The sequence below is a fragment of the Nocardioides sp. NPDC127503 genome, from assembly GCF_040302165.1.
GTDB lineage: Bacteria > Actinomycetota > Actinomycetes > Propionibacteriales > Nocardioidaceae > Nocardioides.
In genome coordinates this window covers 479,577-498,133 of sequence record NZ_JBEORH010000004.1, presented here as the reverse complement: position 1 = coordinate 498,133, position 18,557 = coordinate 479,577, and the positions used below count along the sequence as shown (strand labels likewise).

The 18,557-nt window shown below is 69.8% G+C and carries 19 protein-coding genes; 11 read left to right on the top strand and 8 right to left on the bottom strand.

Annotated features, from left to right (window positions below; translation table 11 throughout):
• Positions 1–52 precede the first annotated feature (52 nt).
• A complete protein-coding gene (locus ABTW65_RS12310) occupies positions 53–709 on the bottom strand; it encodes an NAD(P)H-binding protein (RefSeq protein WP_350660377.1) in 657 nt (218 codons plus the stop codon).
• 144 nt (positions 710–853) lie between these two features.
• On the opposite strand from ABTW65_RS12310, the gene ABTW65_RS12305 reads away from it, so the two are divergent.
• From ABTW65_RS12305 to ABTW65_RS12290, 4 genes are read left to right on the top strand one after another with little or no spacing between them, the layout of a single operon-like run.
• Positions 854–1,171 carry a GNAT family N-acetyltransferase gene (locus ABTW65_RS12305; RefSeq protein WP_350660376.1) on the top strand — a complete coding sequence of 106 codons (318 nt, stop codon included), beginning with the start codon at positions 854–856 and terminating at the stop codon, positions 1,169–1,171.
• 1 nt (position 1,172) lies between these two features.
• Entirely contained in the window at positions 1,173–1,415 is a 243-nt protein-coding gene (locus tag ABTW65_RS12300) for a (4Fe-4S)-binding protein (RefSeq protein ID WP_350660375.1), read from the top strand.
• Positions 1,412–1,966 carry an NAD(P)-binding domain-containing protein gene (locus tag ABTW65_RS12295; RefSeq protein ID WP_350660374.1) on the top strand — a complete coding sequence of 185 codons (555 nt, stop codon included), beginning with the start codon at positions 1,412–1,414 and terminating at the stop codon, positions 1,964–1,966. The genes ABTW65_RS12300 and ABTW65_RS12295 overlap by 4 nt, the downstream gene beginning before the upstream one ends.
• Before the next feature lie 20 nt (positions 1,967–1,986).
• Positions 1,987–3,318 carry a serine/threonine-protein kinase gene (locus ABTW65_RS12290; RefSeq protein WP_350660373.1) on the top strand — a complete coding sequence of 444 codons (1,332 nt, stop codon included), beginning with the start codon at positions 1,987–1,989 and terminating at the stop codon, positions 3,316–3,318.
• Here the strand turns inward: ABTW65_RS12290 and ABTW65_RS12285 are convergent.
• Both ABTW65_RS12285 and ABTW65_RS12280 read right to left on the bottom strand, forming a co-directional pair.
• Positions 3,315–3,752, bottom strand: a complete 438-nt coding sequence (locus ABTW65_RS12285; protein ID WP_350660372.1) for an anthrone oxygenase family protein — start codon at positions 3,750–3,752, stop codon at positions 3,315–3,317. The two genes, ABTW65_RS12290 and ABTW65_RS12285, sit on opposite strands and share 4 nt — an antisense overlap.
• Positions 3,749–4,537 (bottom strand): NAD(P)H-binding protein, encoded by a 789-nt coding sequence (locus tag ABTW65_RS12280; RefSeq protein WP_350660371.1) that lies wholly within the window; start codon positions 4,535–4,537, stop codon positions 3,749–3,751. The genes ABTW65_RS12285 and ABTW65_RS12280 overlap by 4 nt, the downstream gene beginning before the upstream one ends.
• Positions 4,538–4,610: 73 nt before the next feature.
• Between ABTW65_RS12280 and ABTW65_RS12275 the strand changes: the two genes are divergently transcribed.
• The gene (locus tag ABTW65_RS12275) at positions 4,611–5,522 is read left to right on the top strand and encodes an AraC family transcriptional regulator (RefSeq protein WP_350660370.1); all 912 of its coding nucleotides are present in this window, start codon (positions 4,611–4,613) and stop codon (positions 5,520–5,522) included.
• Positions 5,523–5,531: 9 nt separating this feature from the next.
• Here the strand turns inward: ABTW65_RS12275 and ABTW65_RS12270 are convergent, their stop codons facing one another.
• Together ABTW65_RS12270 and ABTW65_RS12265 are read right to left on the bottom strand one after the other, a co-directional pair.
• Positions 5,532–6,758 (bottom strand): TerC family protein, encoded by a 1,227-nt coding sequence (locus ABTW65_RS12270; RefSeq protein WP_350660369.1) that lies wholly within the window; start codon positions 6,756–6,758, stop codon positions 5,532–5,534.
• Positions 6,759–6,806: 48 nt separating this feature from the next.
• On the bottom strand, positions 6,807–7,427 hold the full coding sequence (locus tag ABTW65_RS12265) for a TetR/AcrR family transcriptional regulator (RefSeq protein WP_350660368.1): 621 nt from the start codon (positions 7,425–7,427) through the stop codon (positions 6,807–6,809).
• A gap of 61 nt (positions 7,428–7,488) precedes the next feature.
• On the opposite strand from ABTW65_RS12265, the gene ABTW65_RS12260 reads away from it, so the two are divergent.
• Together ABTW65_RS12260 and ABTW65_RS12255 are read left to right on the top strand one after the other, a co-directional pair.
• A complete protein-coding gene (locus tag ABTW65_RS12260; RefSeq protein WP_350660367.1) occupies positions 7,489–10,188 on the top strand; it encodes an MMPL family transporter in 2,700 nt (899 codons plus the stop codon).
• Complete coding sequence (locus ABTW65_RS12255; RefSeq protein WP_350660366.1) at positions 10,185–12,272, top strand: YhgE/Pip domain-containing protein; 2,088 nt, start codon at positions 10,185–10,187, stop codon at positions 12,270–12,272. The genes ABTW65_RS12260 and ABTW65_RS12255 overlap by 4 nt, the downstream gene beginning before the upstream one ends.
• Before the next feature lie 100 nt (positions 12,273–12,372).
• Here the strand turns inward: ABTW65_RS12255 and ABTW65_RS12250 are convergent, their stop codons facing one another.
• Positions 12,373–13,065 carry a nitroreductase gene (locus ABTW65_RS12250; protein ID WP_350660365.1) on the bottom strand — a complete coding sequence of 231 codons (693 nt, stop codon included), beginning with the start codon at positions 13,063–13,065 and terminating at the stop codon, positions 12,373–12,375.
• A 214-nt stretch (positions 13,066–13,279) separates the two neighbouring features.
• On the opposite strand from ABTW65_RS12250, the gene ABTW65_RS12245 reads away from it, so the two are divergent.
• From ABTW65_RS12245 to ABTW65_RS12235, 3 genes are all read left to right on the top strand, one after another.
• Positions 13,280–14,167: a hypothetical protein gene (locus ABTW65_RS12245; protein ID WP_350660364.1), complete on the top strand. Its 888-nt coding sequence runs from the start codon at positions 13,280–13,282 to the stop codon at positions 14,165–14,167.
• Positions 14,168–14,248: 81 nt separating this feature from the next.
• Positions 14,249–15,016: an SDR family oxidoreductase gene (locus ABTW65_RS12240; RefSeq protein ID WP_350660363.1), complete on the top strand. Its 768-nt coding sequence runs from the start codon at positions 14,249–14,251 to the stop codon at positions 15,014–15,016.
• A 9-nt stretch (positions 15,017–15,025) separates the two neighbouring features.
• Positions 15,026–16,243 (top strand): acetyl-CoA C-acetyltransferase, encoded by a 1,218-nt coding sequence (locus ABTW65_RS12235; RefSeq protein ID WP_350660362.1) that lies wholly within the window; start codon positions 15,026–15,028, stop codon positions 16,241–16,243.
• A gap of 118 nt (positions 16,244–16,361) precedes the next feature.
• Here ABTW65_RS12235 and ABTW65_RS12230 read toward each other — a convergent pair whose 3' ends face one another.
• Complete coding sequence (locus ABTW65_RS12230) at positions 16,362–16,613, bottom strand: type II toxin-antitoxin system RelE family toxin (RefSeq protein WP_350660361.1); 252 nt, start codon at positions 16,611–16,613, stop codon at positions 16,362–16,364.
• Between the two features lie 7 nt (positions 16,614–16,620).
• Complete coding sequence (locus tag ABTW65_RS12225; protein WP_160026252.1) at positions 16,621–16,881, bottom strand: YlcI/YnfO family protein; 261 nt, start codon at positions 16,879–16,881, stop codon at positions 16,621–16,623.
• Positions 16,882–16,963: 82 nt separating this feature from the next.
• On the opposite strand from ABTW65_RS12225, the gene ABTW65_RS12220 reads away from it, so the two are divergent.
• A complete protein-coding gene (locus tag ABTW65_RS12220; protein WP_350660360.1) occupies positions 16,964–18,556 on the top strand; it encodes a cation:proton antiporter domain-containing protein in 1,593 nt (530 codons plus the stop codon).
• Position 18,557: the final 1 nt, after the last annotated feature.

Below are 18,557 nucleotides of genomic sequence, written 5' to 3'. Positions count from 1 at the left end.
CTGTTGGCAGGCCTGAGCCTTCGACACGCTGCTCGTTGGCGCCGTCGTGTGCTCAGTCCTTGTAGACGTTGGCCCGGACGGCCTCACGGATCGGCGTGGTGCCGGTGTTGAGCTCGAGGATCTGTCGTCGGATGCGTGGCTCGAGGAGCAGTTCGGCGAGGGTTTCGGCGACGTCGGCACGGGCGATCTCGCCGTGGGCCTCGGCCGGGCCGAGTGAGATCGTGCCGAGGGCGGGGTCGTCGACCAAGAGCGAGGGGCGGAGGATCACCCAGTCGAGGTCGCTGCGGGTGACCGCGATGTCGGCCTGCTTCTTGACGGCGAAGTAGTACTCGACCTCGTCCGGGTTGTCCCGCTCGCGCCACGACTCGGGGAGGACGGAGACCAGTACGAACCGTCTGATCCCCGCCAGGCGTGCTGCCTCCAGAGCCTTGGTGACGCCGTCGCCATCGATCGCCTTGGTGACCTCGCGGGCGCCGCCGTTGGAGCCTGCGGTGTAGACGATCGCATCGGATCCAGTTGCTGCGCGCGCCAGGTCCGTGGCCGACATCGTGCTCAAATCGCCGAGCGTGGTCTCCATGCCGCGGGCAGCGAGGGCGACTTGCTGTGCCGATTTTCTGACCAGCCCGTGGACCTCGGTCCCGCCCGCGGACAGCTTGTCGGCCAGCAGAGCGCCGATCGCCCCGCTGATGCCGAGAATGAATACCTTCACGTTCCTTGCTTCCTTTCGCCGCCGGCCGCGAGACCCATCAGGTCGGTCAAGAAGTCGACATCGTGTCGAAGGAAACATCTTGCCTGCGCTAGTAGAATACTTGTGCGCACAAACAAATACGCAGGCCACGAGCAAGGACGAGAGATGACAGACATCGACATTGAGGTTGCACCTGCGCCAGAGCGTCTGCGCTACGAAGCGCGTGTGGACGGCACCGTGGTCGGGTTCGCGGAATACATCCTCGCCACCGACCTGATCGTGTTCACCCACACCGAGGTCGACCCGGCCTACGAGGGGAAGGGTGTCGGCTCCGCGATCGCCAGGTTCGCGCTCGACGACGTCCGCGACGGCAGCGAGCGCAAGGTGATGCCGCTGTGCCCGTTCATCAAGGGCTGGATCGCGAACCACCGCGAGTACGTCGCACTCGTGAAGCGTGTGCCCCCGTCGACGGCGAAGGACTGACATGACGCGCAAGACCTACACCGGGCCCGTGCTCGACGTCTCCTTCGACGGTGATGTGTGTCAGCACGCGGCCGAGTGCGTACGTGGGATGCCCGCCGTCTTCGATCCTTCCGCTCGGCCGTGGATCGACCCCACGCACGCCAGTTCGGACGGAACCGCTCAGACCCTGCGAGAGGTGATCGGGCGTTGCCCCTCCGGTGCCCTTCGCGTCGTCGAGCACCCTGACGGGTCGTGGTCAGCATGAACATCACAGTGATCGGCCGCGGCAACATCGGCGGTGGACTGGGCGATCTGTGGGAGCGCGCGGGCCACCAGGTGAGCAGGCTGGGGCGAGCCGGTGGCGACGCCAGCGGCGCCGAAGCCGTTCTGCTCGCCGTCCCAGGAGCCGCGGTAGAGGCAGCGCTGTCATCGGTCGCCGGGCTCGAGGGCAAGACCGTCCTCGACGCCACCAACCTCTACGGCGATGCGCGGCCTCCGGCCGGGTTCTCCTCCAACGCCGAGTACGTCAAGTCCGTCACCGGCGGGACGACGGCCAAGGCGTTCAGCACCAACTTCGCCTCGCTCTTTGGCCGGGTCGCCAGTGCTCGCGTACGACCGAGCAACCTGTGGTCCGGCGACGACGAAGCTCACGACGTCGTCAGCCAGCTCAGCCACGATGCCGGGTTCGAGGCGGTCCGACTGGGCGACTTGAGCATGGCCGCCACTCAAGAGGGCCTCGCTGGCACGCTCTTCGCCATCTCGCAGTCCGGCCTCGGCGAGTTCGTCTACCGCATGGCACCGCCGGAGCAGCTCTGACTCGGCCCCATAATGTCCCGGTGACCCTTCCCCAGACCCTCGGGCGCCTGCGCCAGGTCAAGCCGCTCGGTTCCGGCGGATTCGCCGAGGTGTGGCTCTACCACGACCCGGACCTCGACTCGCCCGTCGCCGTGAAGGTGCTCAGCGCCCAATGGACTCAGGCGGCCGACATCCGGGAGCGGTTCCTGCAGGAGGCGCGGTTCCTCCGGTCGGTGGACTCGCCCCACGTCGTCTCGGTCCATGACATCGGCGAGACTCCGACGGGGGCGCCCTACTTCGTGATGGCGTACGCCGACGCCGGAAGCGTCGCGGAGCTGATCACCCAGCACCCTCAAGGCATGCCGCCGCAGCTGGTGGCCGACCTGGTGGCACAGGCCGCGTCCGGCCTCGACGCACTGCACGTGCGGTCGGTCATCCACCGCGACGTGAAGCCGGCCAACATCCTACTCACCGGCGGGTCGGACGGTCGGCTGCGGGCGATGGTCGCCGACCTCGGGGTGGCCCGCGCGCTCGACCAGCACTCGGAGGTGACCAGGCAGATCGGGACGCCTGCCTATATGGCGCCCGAGCAGTTCGACGAGTCACTGCCGATCGACCATCGCGCCGACGTACGCAGCCTGGGCGCCGTCGCGTGGGCGATGTTCGCGGGGCGCTCGCCCGCGCCGGCGTTGACGGTCGTGTCCCGGGTTCCCGAGCTCGGCACGGTCGCCCCCGTGCCGGCAACGGTGTCCGCGGTGATCATGCGCGCCCTCGAGCCGAGGGCCGAGGACCGCTGGCCGGACGCGGGGAGCTTCGCCGCGGCACTCACCGCCGCGGCTGAGGGGCGGGCGGTCGCCGTACCCCCTCCCTCGGACGCGCAGACCGTGCTCCGTTCGCCGTCCCCAACCCAGCCGCAGCCCCAGCCGCCCGGGCGCCGGCGGCGCAACGCCCTCCTCGTCGCAGCCGCCGTAGCAGCCGCCCTCGTGCTGGGCGGCGCCGCGACCTGGTTCGTGGCACGCGGTCCGGCCGAGAAGCCGGCGAGCGGTGCGGAGACTGCGGCCGGGCAGCCGGTCAGCGGCGCGGAGACTGCGGCCGTCCGGTTCGTCGACGCCCTCCAGCAAGGTGACTGCGAGGCCGCGGGCCTCTACATCCCGGACCTCGGCGACCCGGCCGCCTGGAACTGCACCGATGACGCCAACGGCGGCGACGGCTTCTACTACCACATCCTCGAAGACCTCGACGCCGACGGCGAGCGACGGGTCGAGGACCTCGGGGACGGGCTCTTCCGGGTGGTCTGGGTGGATCAGGGCTACGTCAACATGCAGCGCCAGGAAGACTCCCTGTTCAAGGTGCAGCAGGTCGTCTGCTGCTAGCCCGAGACCCGGGTCACCGCCCCGGGCAGGCTGAGAAGGACGAAGGCACCGGTTGCGGCGAGGGTTCGTAGGGTGTGGAAGATCAGCCACGGCTTCTCGAACGAGGACACGGCGCCGCCGGCCGCCAGGGCGTCGTTCAGCGGCAGGTTCGCCGCGAAGGTGATGACGACGGCGGCGACGGCCAGGCAGGCGGCGGTGATGGCGAGCGGGCTCCGGTGCCATCCGAGGAGGAGCAGGGCCAGGAGCGGGGCGCCCAGGAAGAAGGCCAGGAACACCGGGTTGACGATGACCACGTTGAGCCGGTTCATGACCCGTGCGTAGACCTCGTCCGGCTGGCCGTGCAGCGCCGGCATGAAGGCGACCAGGAACGCGATGTAGATGCCGGCCGTGACGCCGTTGAGCAGCCTCGCGCCGGTGAGTACGACCTCGCTCATGACTGCTCACCCCGGTCGAGATCATCGATGCTTCGAGCAGCGCGGCCAAGGACCGCCTCGACGTCGCTGGTCACGTACGCGTTGCGACCGTCGAGAACCTCCTCGAAGAGGTACGCCAGCCCGGCCGCGTCGGGCGCCGGCAACCCGGCCGCCGTCAGGACCGCGACGTAGTCCTCGGTCGGCATGGAGCGGTACGTCACGGTGGGCCCGCCGATGGCGTGCGCGGCCTCCTCGAAGGTGAGCAGCTGCGGCCCGGTGAGCTCTAGGACCCGGCCGACGTACTCCTTGTCGAGGAGCGTCGCGACGGCGACGTCGGCGATGTCGTCGGCGTCGACGAACGGCTCGGCGACGGTGTGCTCGACCATGGTGAGCGACCCGGCCGCGAGCTCGTCCGCGAACGCACCTTCGGTGAAGTTCTGCAGGAAGAAGGCCGAACGGAGGATCGTCCACTCGGCGCCCGAGGCCATCATGGCCTGCTCGGCTCGCTGGGCACCGTCCTCGCCACGCCCGGAGAGCAGTACGAGCCGGCTGCAGCCCGCGGCGACCGCCTGGGCGGCGAACGCGCCGATGATCTCGTCGGCACCCGGCAGGCCGAGGTCGGGCTGGAAGGTCAGGTAGGCCGACGCGCAGCCGTCGATGGCCTCGGCCCAGGTGGTCTGGTCGTGCCAGTCGAACCGGGGTGTCGAGTGGCGGGTAACGGCACGTACGTCGTGGTCGAGGGTCTGGAGGCGGTGGGCGACGCGCTGGCCGGTCTTGCCGGTGGCGCCGGTGATGAGAGTTGTCATGCCTCTAATCTGGCCCGGAGTGAACGACGATGGAATACGTCCGACTCCAGGCAACATGCGTTATCGTCTCACCATGTCGTCACTCGACCTGCTCATGGACGGTCCGCGGGCCCAGGCCGCCTTCCTGCTGAAGGCGGTCTTCGCCGGGGAGTGGTCGATCACCGCCGAGGACGAGGTGCCACTCACGGTCATCGCGATCGCACGCGGCGAGGCGGTCTTCACCGGCTGCGAGGGACCGCAGGAGGTGGCGGCAGGTGACGTGATCGTCTGCCGCGGGCCGGCGACCTATGTCATCGCCGACACGGCCGATCGCCCCGCCGACATCCGGATCCTGCCCGGCCAGGTCTGTGTCGACCCGAACGGGGCTCTGCTCGCCGAGGAGCTGGCGCTGGGCGTACGCACCTGGGGGAACAGCCGCTCGCCGGAGGCGACCGTGATGCTCATCGGGACCTATGAGCGCGAGACGTCGGTGGGCTCGTTGCTGTTGTCCCGGCTGCCGACCAGCGTGGTGCTGCGCGGCTTCGACACCGCCGTCCTCGACCTCCTGTCGGAGGAGCTGGTGCGTGAGGAGGCCGGGCAGGCGGCCCTGCTCGACCGGCTGCTGGACGTACTCGTGGTCAAAGCCGTGCGTGAGGTGCTCGCGGCTTCCCCAGCCCTTCCTGCTGACGACGCGGTGGCCGCGGTGCTGCGGGCGATGGAACAGCACCCCGAGCTGCCGTGGACGGTCGCCGGCCTCGGTGAGCAGGTCGGTCTCTCGCGTGCCGCTCTGGCCCGGCGCTTCACCGAGCAGGTCGGCGAGCCACCACTGGCGTACCTGACAAGGTGGCGGCTCGCGCTGGCCGCAGACCTGCTGGTCGGCACGGACCTGACCCTGTCGGCGATCGCCGCCCGCGTCGGCTACGCCAACCCGTTCGCGCTCAGCGCCGCCTTCAAGCGTCACCACGGCACCTCGCCGACCTCCTACCGGAGCCGCCACGCCGCCTGAGGCCCCGGCTTACTCCTCGCGAAGGATCTTGGGTGGTCCCGCGGGCGTGGCCTCGCCGCGCTCGACGGCGGCGGTGTGGCTGGCGAGGGCGCTCTCGAGGAGCTCCATGAGAGGGGTCTCTTCGCGTGCGATCTGCAGATACTTCGGGCCGAGGGAGACGATGACGTCGCGCTCGGCGAGGAGGGCGTTGTGGATGCGCTCGCGCTCGGCCGGGTCGGCGGTGTACTCGGAGTCGAGGTAGGCAGCGGCGTGCCGGCGGGCGTTGCCGATGGCGTTCTTCGCGCGGCCGCGCTTGCTGAAGAGCGAGGCGACGATGGTGACGACGAGGACGCCCAGGATGACGGTCAGGGAGAGGCCGGTGCTGATCTCGACCACGTGCACGGGATCGCCGTCGTTGACGAACGGGATGTTGTTCTCGTGGAGCGCGTGCAGGATCAGCTTCACGCCGATGAAGGCGAGGATCGCGGCCAGGCCGTACGACAGGAAGATGAGCCGATCGAGCAGGCCGTCGAGCAGGAAGTAGAGCTGGCGCAGGCCGAGCAGCGAGAACGCGGTCGCGGTGAAGACGAGGTAGACGTTCTGGGTGAGGCCGAAGATCGCCGGGATCGAGTCGAGGGCGAAGAGGATGTCGGTGCCGCCGATGGCCACCATCACCAGCAGCATCGGCGTCAGGATGCGCTTGCCGTTCTCCACCGTGAAGAGCTTGTCGCCGTCGTAGTGCTCACTGACGTGGAACAGCCGCCGGGCCAGGCGGACGACGACGTTCTCCCCGTGTGAGTCGTTGTCGGGCTTCAGCATGTTGCCCGCGGTCATCAGCAGGATCAGGCCGAACAGGTAGAAGACCCAGGCGAAGGTGTTGATCAGCGCCGCGCCCACGAAGATGAACGCGGTGCGGGCGATCAGCGAGAACGTGATCCCGAAGAGGAGCACCTTCTGCTGGTCCTCGCGGGGCACCCGGAAGCTCGTCATGATGATCAGGAAGACGAACAGGTTGTCGACCGAGAGCGCCTTCTCGGTGATGTAGCCGGCGAAGTACTCCCCGCCCATCGTGCCGCCGCCGAAGATCAGCACGCCGACGCCGAACAGGAGCGCGATCGCGACGTAGATCGCCGACCACGTGGCCGACTCCTTCAGCGTTGGGGTGTGGGCCTTGCGTACGTGGAAGATGTAGTCGAACCCGAGCAGGCCGACGATCGCGACGACGGTGACCAGCCACACCCATGTTGGTGCGCCCATAGTGACAAACCCCCTGAGAGTCGACCCGAGAGTGGGATCGGCCTCAGCCTAGGCGGAGGTCCTGGGGATCGACAGCCCATCGATGATCTGGGGGAGCGCGTCTTCGAGAAGCCGGTCGGCGCGGGGGTCCTCGGGGCGGATCGTACGCATCGTGACGCTGTGGAGGAACACGCCCATCATCGTCTGGGCGAGGAGGTCGGTCGGCATCGTGGAGGTGCGGTCGAGGCGGTCCAGGGCGAGGTCGACGACCTCGACGAGCTGCTCGCTGAGCGCGGTGAACGTCGCCGAGCTGATCTCTCGCGCGTCCGCGTCGCGCAGGCTCTGCAGCACCACCTCGCTCTGCAGGACGAACCAGCGATCCTGCAGCGGGCGGATCGCGTCGAAGGCCGCTCCGATCAGTGACCCGCTCGACTCGGCGTCGGTGTGCTCGCCGACGGCGGTGCGTACGGCCTCGATCAGCCTCTCGGACTCCTCCTTGAACGCCTCGAGCAGCACCTCTTCGACGCTGCCGAAGTTGGAGTAGAACGCTCCGCGCGTGTAGCCGGCCGCGCTGACCAGGTCGTCGACGGTGACCCGGCGCGCACCCCGCTCGACGAAGACGTCGACAGCCGCGGACAGCAGCCGGGCGCGGGTGTTCGTACGTCGCCTGGGGGCCTTCACCTCGGTCATGTAGTAATCCTCACATATGCCAACGATACACTTTCGTATTGAATGCGTTAATGTATTGAACGTGTCCTCCTACCTCTACCGACTCGGCCGACAGGTCGCGCGTCACGCCAAGACCGTGCTGGCGCTCTGGCTCCTGCTCGCGGTGCTGCTGGGTGCGCTGACCGTCTCGCTCGGCGGCAAGCTGCAGAACGACTTCACGATCCCCGGCACCGAGTCCCAGCAGGGTCTGGACGCGCTCACGCAGCGCTTCCCCGAGGTCTCCGGGACCTCGGCGCAACTGGTCTTCGTTGCCCCCGAGGGGGTGAAGATCGAGGACCACGGCAAGGAGATCCGGGCGGTGCTCGACGCGGTCGAGAAGGTGGACCACGTCGCGACGGTCACCGACCCGCTCGCGAAGGAGAGCCGGACGGTCAGCGACAACGGCCGGGACGCGCTGGCGACGGTGCAGTTCGACCTCGGTCTCGACGAGCTCCCGGAGGGCGTGACCTCGGATCTGGAAGAAGCTGCGGAACTGCCCGAGGGGTCTTCGCTGGAACTCCACGTCGGCGGGGATGCGTACTCCGTCACCGGGGTGCACGTCAGTGCGACCGAGGGGATAGGGATCCTCATCGCCCTGCTGGTCCTGGCGATCACGTTCGGGTCGCTGCTGGCCGCCGGCCTGCCGATCCTGACCGCGCTGCTCGGGGTGGCGATCGCGATGGCGGGGATCTTCTCGGTCGCCGCGGCCACCACGATCTCGGCCACCACTCCGACCCTCGCGCTGATGATCGGGCTCGCGGTCGGGATCGACTACGCGCTGTTCGTGATCGCCCGGCACCGCAGCCAACTCGCCACCGGTCTCGGGGTGGAGGAGTCGATCGCCCGCGCGGTCGCCACCGCCGGCAGCGCGGTCATCTTCGCGGGTGTCACCGTGATCATCGCGCTGTGCGGCCTCGTGGTCGCGGGCATCCCGTTCCTGGCGGTGATGGGGTACGCAGCGGCCTCGGCCGTCCTGGTCGCGGTGCTCGTCGCGCTCACCGCCGTGCCGGCGCTCCTCGCTCTCGCGGGTGAGCGGTTGCGACCGAAGCCTGGGTCTCGGGCCCACCGGCGTGAGGCTTTCGCGGAGGGGCGGCCTCACGCCACCACCCTCGGGGCACGCTGGGTGCGGCTGGTGACCAAGGTGCCGGTCCTCACCGTCGTGGTCTCGCTGCTGGTGATCGCCGTCCTGGCGATCCCCGCGCGCGATCTCGCGCTGGGGCTCAACGACAACGGCAGCGCCGAGCCGGGAACCAGTCAGCGAGAGACGTACGACCTGATCAGCCGCGACTTCGGGCCGGGCTACAACGCGCCGCTGTTCGTGACCGCGGACATCATCGACACCACCGACCCGATCGGTGTGATGGACGATCTCGGCAAGGCGCTCGGGACGTACGACGGGGTGCAGAAGGTCGCGCTGGCCACGCCGAACCGGACCGCCGACCTCGGGCTCGTGGTGATCTACCCGACCACCGAGAAGAGCGACCCGGCGACCGCTTCGCTGGTCAAGGAGATCCGCGCGGACTCGGCGGACCTGGAGAAGCGGTTCGGGATCGAGGACGTCATGGTCACCGGGCAGACGGCGGTCGCGATCGACGTCAGTACTCGGCTGTCCGGTGCGATCCTGCCGTTCGGGGCCGTCGTCGTCGGGCTGTCGCTGATCCTGCTGACGATCGTCTTCCGCTCGATCGCGGTCCCGCTGAAGGCGACGCTGGGCTACGTGCTGTCGGTGGCGGCCTCGTTCGGGGTGGTCGCCGCGGTCTTCGAATGGGGCTGGGGCGCCGACCTCTTCAACGTCGCCAAGGTCGGCCCGGTGATCGCGTTCTTCCCGATCATTCTGATGGGCGTGCTCTTCGGGCTCGCGATGGACTACGAGGTCTTCCTGGTCTCCCGGATGCGCGAGGACTTCGTCCACACCGGCGACGCGCGGCGCTCCGTGGACACCGGCTTCGCCGCCAGCGCCCGCGTCGTCACCGCCGCGGCGATCATCATGATCGCCGTCTTCGCGGCCTTCGTGCCCAACGGCGACCCGATCGTGAAGCCGATGGCGCTGGGCCTTACCGTCGGGGTGCTCGTGGACGCGTTCCTGGTGCGGATGACGCTGGTGCCGGCGGTGCTCGCCCTGCTCGGGCGGGGTGCCTGGTGGCTGCCGGGCTGGCTGGACCGGCGGCTGCCGGTCCTCGACATCGAGGGTGAGGCGCTCATCCACCACCTCGAGCACGCCGACTACGTCGCCTCGAACGGCGAGGTCGCGGTTCGGGCGCGACAGGTCGAGGTGTCGGGGGCGCTCGCGCCGCTCGATCTTCACCTGCGGCCGGGAGGGCTCGGGATCGTCCACGGGTCCGACCCGGTCGCGCGATCTGCTGCGCTCGCGGCGTTCACCGGCCGGCTGGGCTTCGCCGGGCAGCTGGTGGTGCTCGACCGGTTGCTGCCGGAGGAGGCGGGGGCGGTACGCGCCCGGGCGGCTCTCGTCGGCGACGTCGCGGAGGCGCTCCGGCTCGTGGGGGCTCGGCGCGTGCCGGCGCTGGTCGCCATCGACAGTCCGACCTCTCTCGACAGCGGGCAGCTCGCGGCACTGTCCGCGCTGACCTCGCGAGGCACGACGGTGCTGCTCGGGATGCCGTCGCTGCCCGCGGTGCCGCAGGTCGCGGACGCTCTCGTTCACGCCGCGCCCGCACGCACCTCACCCGATCCTGAGCTCACCGACCCTGCGGCTTCGGTCGCCGACCTGGAGACAGTCCGATGACACGTACGAAATCATTGTGGTCGGGCCGCCGCCTGCTGGCGGCCGCGATCCTGCTGCCGGTCGTCGTGACGGCGCTCGCGCTCGTCGCGCTCAGCGACCGTACCGAGAACCTCGACAAGGTGCCCGCCGCGGTGGTCAACCTCGACAAGCCCGTGACGACGGGGAGCGGGAAGGACAAGCAGACGGTCTACGCCGGCCGGGCGCTGGCCGCGGACCTCGTCTCCTCCTCGGGCTCGTCCGCGAGCCCCACGCTCGGCTGGGAGCTCACAGATGCTGCGGATGCGCGGGAGGGTTATGCGGACGGCACGTACGCCGCGGTGATCACGATCCCCAAGGACCTGTCCAAGACGCTGTCCGGCGTGCAGGGGAGCGATCCCAGCGCCGGCCGGGTGAGCGTGGAAGCATCCGACGCCTCCAGCGAGGTGACCGCCGAGATCGCCCGGCAGGTGGCGCGACAGTCGGCCTCGACCCTGGGACGTACGGTCACGACGACCTACCTCGACGGGGTCCGCGACCAGACCGGGAAGCTCAAGACCAGCCTGGACTCGGCCGCCGACGGTGCCGACCAGCTCGCCGAGGGCACCGCTGCCGCCGACTCCGGCGCCGGGAAGGTCGCCGACGGTGCTCGGTCGCTCAGCTCCGGTGCGTCCGGGGCTGCCGACGGCGCCTCGCAGGTCGCGGGCGGGCTCGACACGCTCGCCGGCGGGACCGCGCGGCTGGAGTCGGGTGCGGGATCGCTGGCCGGGGGAGCGGGCAAGGCGTCCAAGGGCGCGTCCTCGCTGGCTGCCGGAGCCGACGAGCTCAGTGGCGGGCTGAACCAGCTCGAGAGGTCGACCGCAGGGCTCCCGTCGCAGGCCTCGTCGCTCGCGGCCGGCGCATCCCAGGTGTCCGAGGGAGTCGACGGCTACACCCAGCTCGCCAAGGGCTGGGCGCAGGCGTGCGCGAGCGACCCCCTGCTCGCGGCCTCCAAGCCGCAGCTGTGCGGCGCCACCGCCTCGGCGGTCGGCTCCGGTGGCGGGCAGGCTGACCAGCTCGCCGCAGGCGCGGCGCAGGTCGCTTCGGGAGCATCGGCTCTGTCGCAGGCGGCTCCTGAGCTGAGCGGAGGGATCTCGTCGGCGGCGGACGGTGCCGGGAAGGTCGCGTCCGGGGCCTCGCAGGTCGCCGACGCCAACGCCCGCCTCGCCAAGGGTGCGCGTGAGCTCGAGTCCGGCCTCGGGAAGACCAACGACGGTGCCACCGGGCTGGCCTCCGGGGCCGACCAGCTCGCCTCCGGGACCGAGCAGCTCGAGAGCGGTTCGGCTTCTCTGGCCTCTGGGGCCGACGACCTCTCCTCCGGTACGTCCTCGCTGACCGAGGGCGCCGACTCCCTGGCCTCGGGTCTCGACGACGGTGCCTCGCAGATCGCGGTTCCTGGTGAGAAGCAGGCCGAGGTCGTCGCCGACCCGGTGCAGGTCTCGGTCGCTTCGGGTTCCTCGACCTCGGGGGCGACCCGGCTGGCGCCGGCGGTGATCGCGCTGGCGCTGTGGCTCGGTGCGCTCGCGATTTATCTGCTCCATCCGGCCTTCCCTGCCTGGCGGCTGCGGGAGGCGCTCACGGCACGCCGGCTCACCTTCGCTGGCCTGTGGCCGGCGGCTCTCGTCGGGCTGGCGCAGGCGGTGCTCCTCGTGGTCGCCGCTGCGCTTCTCGGGGCTGATCTCGACCAGCCGTTCGCCACGGTCGGGGTCGCGGTGCTCGCCGCGTCGGCGTTCGTCGCGGTCCACCAGGCCGTCGTCGCGCTCGCCGGCCAGCGCCGTGGCTGGCTGATCTCGCTCGCGTTCCTCGCCCTGCAGCTGGTCTCCCTCGGCGGACTGCTGCCGGTCGCCACGGCCTCCGCGCCGTTCGGTGCGCTCGCCGGCATCCTGCCGGTCCCGCTCGCCGCCGAGGCGCTCCGCGGAGTCGCCGTCGCGCAGAGCGGTGCCGCGGTCGCTGCGCCGGTCGGGGGCCTGGTCCTCTGGCTCCTGCTCGCGGTGGCGGTCAGCCTCTTCGCGGCGGGTCGGGCGCAGCGTACGTCTGTCGCGGAGATCCGCGGAGCGGCTGCTGCCTGACGGGGTGCCGCCCATGTAACACGTCGTTCGTAGGACTATCCGGTCGCCGCAACAGGGCGAGAAGTCCTACGAACGACGTGTTACAGCTCGTCGCGTCGGCTCAGAGCGCGGTGTCGTGCAGCACGATGTGATCGTCGAGCGGGGCCCGGCCGACGTCGAGGCGGTTCACCGCGGCGTCGGGGTCAGCGGTGCCGAACGAGATGCCGTAGAGCAGCTTGAGGTCGGCGGGCAGGCCGAGGTGGGCGCGGACGGTGTCGGCGAAGAGGCCGTGCATACCCTGGGGTACGCCGTGGTAGCCGCGGGCGGTGAGGGAGAGCAGGAAGTTCTGGGCGTACATGCCGACGTCGTTGGCCGCGCGTACGACATCGCCGAGCTCCGGCACGAAGAGCAGGGCCACGTGGGGAGCACCGTAGAAGCGGAGGTTCTCGGCGACGGCCTTGGTGCGGCCCTCGGCGTCCTCGCGGGCGATGCCCAGGGCGCCGTAGAGGACCGCCCCGGTCTGCTGGGACCGCTGGACGTGGACGCTGTCGTCGTCACCGTACGTCGTGGTGAAGTCGGGGCTCATCTGGCCGGCCTCGAACGCCTTGAGCATCGCCTCGCTGAGGCGCTCGCGGGCCTCACCGGAGAAGACATGGACCTCCCACGGCTGGGTGTTGCTGTGCGACGGGGCGCGCTGGGCGTCCTCGAGCGCACCGCGGATGTCGTCGGCAGGCACCGGGTCGGGCAGGAAGGCTCGCGCGGAGCGGCGCGAGCGAATCACGTCCGTGAAGGTGTCGACGGCAGTCGTGGTCACAAGAAGTTCCTCTCAGGTCTGCCGAGGCCGGTGGCCTCGATCCACTCCTGACGCAAGACGGAGGGACCCTCCGGTATTCCCTGAGGTGGCGCGAAGGTGGCCGAACACACAGTCCGGGGGCCTACCCGGTTCGGGTGATACCCGGGGGTCGGACGGCGGCCTTTACCGCAGCGCGTCAAAGACTCGAGGTCCGATCTATCTGAGGGGGAAACCCATGATCCGAAAGCTCGTCTGTGCGGTCGCGGCGGGGGTCGCCGCGGCGGCGCTCTGGTCGATGCCGGCCTCGTCTGCGCCATTGCTGCAGCTCTCCGGCGCGATCTTCACCACCGACGTAACCGGCGCGCCCGTCAACCTCAACCACTACGCCGCCAAGCAGGACGTCTATCTCAACGGCGGTCCCGGTATCAACGCGCCCGATGACGCGGCCGGCCTGCCTGCCGGGATCTACGCCTTCCAGGTGACCGATCCCTCCGGCAAGACGCTGCTCTCCACCGATCCGGTCGAATGCCGCCGGGTCCAGGTCGACGACAGTGGCCGCTTCGTCAGCGTCGCGCCGAGCGGCGCCTGCGCTCACGCGACCGGCACCGACGCGGAGGACGGCGGCATCACGGTGCAGTTGTTCCCCTACCTCGACACCCCGAACAACGGTGGCGAGTACAAGGTGTGGCTGACTCCGTACGACGCGCTCGACCCGACCGCTCCGGGCAACCGGCACGGTTTCGTCCCGTCCGACAGCAAGACCGACAACTTCAAGGTCAAGGCACGGGCGATCGTCGAGATCGACACCCGGTTCTCGCGCCACGGTGGACCGTTCATCGATGGTCTGGCTGCCGAGTGGACCGACACCCTGGGTGCTCACAACGTGAAGTACTCCGAATACAACCCGGCTGTCCTCGCGTTCCATGAGGCGCATGTCGAGGCCGCTGAGGCGGGTCTGCACAAGATCACCGTGACCGACCAGGTCGGCTGCGAGATCGACGACGTGCACTACGCCGGTCAGACCTTCCTGCCTGACGCGAACGGCTCGGTCACCGTCCCGATCCAGGTCAAGAAGCACATGAGTGGAGACCACACCTACTGGGTGGACGTGCACTGCGTCTGAGGCGCTGCGTCTGACCCTCTGATCCGGTCACCGCGATCATCAACCTAGCATTTGCTTGGTAGGCGTTCTAGACTGCCGAACATGGCAGTCGAGATCGACTTCAGCGGCAAGGTGGTCGCGGTGACCGGTGGCGCGCGCGGAGTGGGCGCCGGGATCGTCGCGCGGTTCCTCGAGGCCGGCGCGGAGGTCGAGATCTGCGGCCGGAACGCTCTCGACGAGCTGCCTGTGGTGGACGGGCGCAAGCCGGTGTTCTCCCAGGTGGACGTACGGGATCCGGAGCAGGTCGCGGCGTGGATCGCCGCGATCACCTCGCGGCTCGGGCGGCTCGACGTGGTCGTCAACAACGCCGGTGGCGCGCCCTACGCCGACTTCGCAACCGCGTCGCCGCGCTTCCACGAGAAGATCTCGGCGCTCAACTTCCTGGCCACCGCCTACGTCAGCCAGGCGGCGTACGAGGCGTTGAAGGCCTCTCGCGGGTCCATCGTCAACATCAGCTCGATCTCGGCGCGGCGGCCCAGTCCCGGGACCGCGGTCTACGGGGCCGCGAAGGCCGCGGTCGAGAGCCTGACCGGCTCGATCGCGGTCGAGTGGGCTCCGGACGTACGCGTCAACGCTATCTCCTGCGGGCTCGTCGCCACGCCGGGGTCCGAGGACCACTACGGCAGCCCGGAGCAGCGGGCCGCCGTGGCCGCGACCATCCCGCGGGGCGTCTTCGCGACCCCCGAGGAGGTCGGCGACGCCTGCCTCATGCTCGCCTCCCCGCTCGCCGCGCACATCACCGGCGCCGTCCTCGCCGTCGACGGCGGCGGCGAGTGGCCCGCCTTCCTCCAGCACACCCCCAACTCCTGAGGAGAAACCGTGCCCGAAGCAGTCATCGTCTCGGCCGCCCGCTCACCGATCGGCCGCGCCTTCAAGGGATCGCTCAAGGACCTGCGTCCCGACGTGCTGGCCGAGCAGATCGTACGCAGCGCCCTCTCGTCGGTTCCGGAGCTGGACCCGGCGCAGATCGACGACCTGATGATGGGCTGCGCCCAGCCCGCGGGGGAGCAGGGGTACAACATCGGCCGGGTCGTCGGCGTACGTCTGGGTCTGGACGCCGTGCCCGGCACCACGGTCCACCGCTACTGCGCATCGTCGCTGCAGACCACCCGGATGGCCTTCCACGCGATCCGCTCTGGAGAGGGGGACGCGTTCGTCTCCGCCGGGGTGGAGTGCGTGTCCCGCTACGAGCGCGGCAAGGCCGACGGGATGCCGGACACCAAGGCCGAGGAGTTCCTCAAGGCAGGCGAGCGCGGTGCCGCACGGGTGGCCGCCGGTGAGGCCTGGACCGACCCTCGCGAGGCCGGCGACCTGCCCGACTACCACCTAGCGATGGGCGAGACCGCCGAGAACGTCGCCGAGATGTGCGGCGTCACGCGAGAGGCGCAGGACGAGTGGGGCGTACGTTCCCAGAACCGCGCCGAGGCCGCTGCCGCCCGGGGTTTCTGGGAGCGGGACATCACGCCGGTGACGCTGCCGTCCGGCGAGGTCGTCTCCACCGACGACGGGCCGCGGGCCGGGGTCACCCTCGAGAAGGTCGCCGGCCTCAAGCCGGTCTTCCGCGAGGACGGCACCATCACCGCCGGCAACTGCTGTCCGCTGAACGACGGTGCGGCCGCGCTGGTGATCATGAGCGACGTACGCGCCGCGGAGCTCGGCATCACACCGCTGGCCCGGATCGTGTCGACCGGAGTCTCCGGGCTCTCACCCGAGATCATGGGCCTCGGGCCGGTCGACGCCTCCCGCCAGGCGCTCGCTCGCGCCGGGCTCTCCGCCGACGACATCGACCTGGTGGAGATGAACGAGGCCTTCGCCGCCCAGGTGCTCCCCAGCATCGCCCAGATCGGCCTCGACCCCGAGCGGGTCAACGTCAACGGCGGCGCGATCGCCCTCGGCCACCCCTTCGGCTCCACCGGCGCCCGCCTCACGACCACGCTTCTCCACGGTCTGCAGGAGACCGGCGGCCGCTACGGCCTGGAGACCATGTGCGCCGCCGGCGGCCAGGGCATGGCCATGGTCATCGAGCGGCTGAGCTGACCCCGTGGTCGCGGCCTCAGACGTGTAACACGTCGTTCGTAGGACTACTCGCCCTATCCGATAGGGCGAGTAGTCCTACGAACAGCGTGTTACACGACCCCTGCTCGACCAGCGGCGCTCAGACGCTGCGGCGACCGAGGTGGATGACGGCGACGGTGATGCGGCGCTCCTCGACCACGTAGACGATGCGGTAGCGGCCGACGCGGAGTCGGTAGCGGTCCTTGCCCCAGGCGTAGGCGCCGACGTCGCGCGGAGTCTCGGTCAGGGTGTCGACGGTGTCGAAGACCTGGATCAGGCCGATGGGGTCGTCGTCGACGTACGCCCCGGCGGACTGCAACGCCTCGTCGGCCCAGACGACTTGGTAGGTCACCGGTGGGTCACTCGCCGACCGGGCGGTCGAGGCCGAGGGCGCGGCGAGCCTCGGCGTGCGGGGTGTAGCTGACCTCGCCGAGCTCGCGGCGCAGGGAGTAGCGCGCGAGGGCGAGATCGTCCTCGAGATCCTCGATGCGCCGCTCGTGATCGTTGAGGTAGGCGCGGATGGCCTCGCGGGCGATCTCCTGCTTGGACCGGTTCTCCGTCCTGGCGCGGTCGGTCAGCAGCCGGTCGTCGGCCTCACTGAGTCGCAGAGTCATAGCCATGGACCCAGCGTAACCCTAAGTGGTATCACGCGGTATCGTACGCAGGTCGGAACGTCGAGTTTCAGCCTGGGGGAAGTTCAACATGACGCTGACCGCGCTCTATCTGCTCGTCGCACTCGGAGCGGGGCTGGTCGCGATGTTCCTCAAGCTCCCGCCCCTGGTCGGCTTCCTGGCCGCCGGGTTCGGGCTGCATGCCGCGGGCGTCGGCGAGATGGCCGGGCTGCACACGCTGGCCGATCTCGGCGTCACGCTGCTCCTGTTCGGCATCGGCCTCAAGCTCGACGTGCGATCGCTGCTGCGGCCCGACGTGTGGCTGAGCACCTTCGCCCACCTGGGCTTCAGCGTCATCATCGGAGTCGGGATGCTGGCCGGCCTCGCACCGCTCGGGTTCGCGCTCCTCGCCGACGCCGACCTGGGCGAGATGGCGCTGATCGCCTTCGTGCTCTCCTTCTCCTCCACGGTCTTCGCGATCAAGGTGCTCGAGGAGCGTCACGACAACAACACCCTCTACGGCCGGATCGCGATCGGTGTGCTGGTCATGCAGGACATCGTCGCGGTGGTGTTCCTGACCATCTCCAAAGGCCACTGGCCCTCCCCGTGGGTGTTCGCGCTGGTGCTGCTCCTCCCGGGCGCCTGGCTCGCCCACCGGATCTGGGACCGGATCACCTCCGCCGAGCTGACCGCGCTGTTCGGCCTGGCGATCGCGCTCGTGCCGGGCTACTGGCTCTTCGAGGAGGTCGGGCTCAAGGGCGACCTCGGGGCGCTGGTGGTCGGCGTACTCCTCGGGTCGCATGCCAAGGCGCCGGCGCTGGCCAAGCTGCTGTTCAGCACGAAGGAGCTCCTGCTCATCGCGTTCTTCCTGAGCATCGGGCTGACCGGGGTGCCCTCGCTCGAGGACCTGGCGCTGGCCGCCGTACTGCAGCTCCTGCTGCCGCTCCAGGCCGTTGCGTACGTCGTGATCTTCGTGATCATGGGGCTGCGCTACCGCACCGCGACGCTGGCCTCGTTCACGCTGACCAACTACTCCGAGTTCGGGCTGATCGTGATCGTCATCGCCTCGGCGACCGGGTTGGCGTCGGCGCAGTGGCAGACCGTGCTCGCGGTCGCGACGTCACTCTCGTTCCTGGTCGCCGCGGTCTTCAACGCGTACGCCGCGAAGCTCATCAACCTGCTCAACCGGCTGCTGCCGGAGCGGAGGCCAGCCCGGCTCCAGGAGGCGGACCGGCCGATCAACCTCGGTGACGCCAAGGCGCTGGTGGTCGGGATGGGCCGGGTGGGGCGTACGACCTATGAGGAGCTGCGCGACGCCCAGGGCTATCAGGTCCTGGCGGTCGAGCACGACTCGCTGCGGGCAGCCTCGCTCAAGGCGGAGGGGTTCGACGTGGTCGAGGCCGACGCCACCGACCAAGACTTCTGGGAGCGGGTCAAGAAGGGCACCGGCATGGAGCTGGTCGTCCTCACCATGCCCTTCCACGGCGACAACCTCCTCGCCATGGACCTGCTCCGCAAGCTCGGCTTCAGCGGCACCGTGGCCGCCATCGCCCTGCGCCCTGAGGAGCGCGACGAGCTCAAGAAGCGCGGCGCCCACGCCGTCCTGAACCTGTACGCCTCCGCCGGCTCCGACCTCGCCGAGAAGGCGCTCCGGGTCAACCAGGAGCGCCAGCTCTCGGCGTGAG

What these genes read in the sequence shown, in the direction of transcription:
- ABTW65_RS12305 (WP_350660376.1), top strand. Translation starts at nt 854, where the DNA reads ATGACAGACATCGACATTGAGGTTGCACCTGCGCCAGAGCGTCTGCGC.
- ABTW65_RS12300 (WP_350660375.1), top strand. Translation starts at nt 1,173, where the DNA reads ATGACGCGCAAGACCTACACCGGGCCCGTGCTCGACGTCTCCTTCGAC.
- ABTW65_RS12295 (WP_350660374.1), top strand. Translation starts at nt 1,412, where the DNA reads ATGAACATCACAGTGATCGGCCGCGGCAACATCGGCGGTGGACTGGGC.
- ABTW65_RS12285 (WP_350660372.1), bottom strand. Translation starts at nt 3,752, where the DNA reads ATGAGCGAGGTCGTACTCACCGGCGCGAGGCTGCTCAACGGCGTCACG.
- ABTW65_RS12280 (WP_350660371.1), bottom strand. Translation starts at nt 4,537, where the DNA reads ATGACAACTCTCATCACCGGCGCCACCGGCAAGACCGGCCAGCGCGTC.
- ABTW65_RS12275 (WP_350660370.1), top strand. Translation starts at nt 4,611, where the DNA reads ATGTCGTCACTCGACCTGCTCATGGACGGTCCGCGGGCCCAGGCCGCC.
- ABTW65_RS12270 (WP_350660369.1), bottom strand. Translation starts at nt 6,758, where the DNA reads ATGGGCGCACCAACATGGGTGTGGCTGGTCACCGTCGTCGCGATCGTC.
- ABTW65_RS12265 (WP_350660368.1), bottom strand. Translation starts at nt 7,427, where the DNA reads ATGACCGAGGTGAAGGCCCCCAGGCGACGTACGAACACCCGCGCCCGG.
- ABTW65_RS12255 (WP_350660366.1), top strand. Translation starts at nt 10,185, where the DNA reads ATGACACGTACGAAATCATTGTGGTCGGGCCGCCGCCTGCTGGCGGCC.
- ABTW65_RS12245 (WP_350660364.1), top strand. Translation starts at nt 13,280, where the DNA reads ATGATCCGAAAGCTCGTCTGTGCGGTCGCGGCGGGGGTCGCCGCGGCG.
- ABTW65_RS12240 (WP_350660363.1), top strand. Translation starts at nt 14,249, where the DNA reads ATGGCAGTCGAGATCGACTTCAGCGGCAAGGTGGTCGCGGTGACCGGT.
- ABTW65_RS12225 (WP_160026252.1), bottom strand. Translation starts at nt 16,881, where the DNA reads ATGGCTATGACTCTGCGACTCAGTGAGGCCGACGACCGGCTGCTGACC.
- ABTW65_RS12220 (WP_350660360.1), top strand. Translation starts at nt 16,964, where the DNA reads ATGACGCTGACCGCGCTCTATCTGCTCGTCGCACTCGGAGCGGGGCTG.